Source organism: Pseudescherichia vulneris, from assembly GCF_902164725.1.
GTDB lineage: Bacteria > Pseudomonadota > Gammaproteobacteria > Enterobacterales > Enterobacteriaceae > Pseudescherichia > Pseudescherichia vulneris.
The window spans coordinates 3,220,329-3,221,712 of sequence record NZ_LR607338.1 but is presented as its reverse complement, the minus strand read 5'-3'; the positions used below and the strand labels follow the sequence as shown (position 1 = coordinate 3,221,712).

Genomic DNA, 1,384 nt, shown 5'->3' with positions numbered 1-1,384 from the left:
ATTTATAACATTGACAGGAGAAAACAATGTTTAATTACAAAAGGATTGGAACCATTTTAATTTTTTTTATAATTGCATGCTGCATATTGATTGCTGTAAGACCAACAAAAATAATCAAAGTAGATAATGGTACTGTTTTTGTTGAACACTTACCCATGACTACAGAAGGAAAAGTAAACTGGTGGTTGAAAAACAAAGAGTTGCTTCAGAAAAAATATCACATTTTTAATACCCCTGATAATTTCACAGTTATCGTCATGAATTTCGCTGGTTATGAAGCATTGCCAAAAGGAACAAGAGATGGCTCAATCGATGACTATACCTGTTTTGATGATGCGAATGGCGAGAATAAAAGATGTGTATATAACAGCATAGCAATTATTGTGAGAGGAAATTTTAATGGGAAGAGTTTCATAAATGTAGACGGTAAAACTTACCTTCAGTCGGGTAGTGAGAAGGCGATACTCTATAAAAGTCAATAAAACCTATCAAAATAAAAAATAATCTTAAAGGTATATAATACACAAAGCCCTTAAACCCACCTTTTTTAAGACCTATTTTTCAGCTCGTTAATTATAGAGGAACTGGCCTAGATTATCCTTTCCCTTTTGTTATTAGGATTATCTACACTGTAATAAACAACGTATTGCTTTCCCGGTGAGAACGGATAATCAAATAAAGGCAAACACTTACCACTCACTGGAGTCAATGGGTTATCAGTAAAATATTTACGAAAACTATCCTTGTCTCCAGATATGCTACCAATCTGAACAGAGGATATGCGATCGCCAGGAGCAAAGACAGAAGCTATACACGGTTCTGTTCCATGGAGGTCAACATTTGCATTCTGGATATCAGGTAAACGATCCCCTGGTCCTGCACACCCGGCAAGAAGGATGAGCGAACACATGAACAGAAATTTTTTCATTGCTCATCCTCTTCCGGTAACAATTTTATGATAAAGATGTGGGATATCAGGGAACTTATCATCGCCTCTGTATCGTCCTTGCTTTCCTTTAGCCTGAAACATTAACCGAAACAAATGTATTATGGGAGATTGAAGAAATTACGAAGACTGACAAAGGCCATCGTTAATCATTTCTTAGATACAAATACTCTCCTTCACGGCTCCCAATTGCAATACACTTTGCCTCTACCATACTAATATAATAGTAACAAGGATTTGGCATATGCTTCATCATCCAAGGGAGTTCGTCAGAGTATTCACTATCAGAGGTAGAAATCATCCAGACAGGCTCGCCATCAATGGTCCTAGCGCTAGCTTTATGATAATTATCATCCCAACCACGCCCGTTTTGTTCGGCATAATCCCTGGCTATCTGTATTGCTTTCTCTTGTGTAATCACTGCTGAACCCCATACCA

3 protein-coding genes are annotated in these 1,384 nt (G+C 37.3%); 1 reads left to right on the top strand and 2 read right to left on the bottom strand.

Annotated features, from left to right (window positions below):
* The first annotated feature begins 26 nt into the window (after window positions 1-26).
* Window positions 27-482, top strand: coding sequence for a DUF943 family protein (locus FN633_RS13415; RefSeq protein ID WP_154058038.1), 456 nt, complete (start codon window positions 27-29; stop codon window positions 480-482).
* Between the two features lie 107 nt (window positions 483-589).
* Here the strand turns inward: FN633_RS13415 and FN633_RS13410 are convergent, their stop codons facing one another.
* The gene (locus FN633_RS13410; RefSeq protein WP_154058037.1) at window positions 590-928 is read right to left on the bottom strand and encodes a putative T6SS immunity periplasmic lipoprotein; all 339 of its coding nucleotides are present in this window, start codon (window positions 926-928) and stop codon (window positions 590-592) included.
* A 163-nt stretch (window positions 929-1,091) separates the two neighbouring features.
* A partial coding sequence (locus tag FN633_RS13405) for a hypothetical protein (RefSeq protein ID WP_208674111.1) occupies window positions 1,092-1,384 on the bottom strand: 293 nt, incomplete at its 5' end.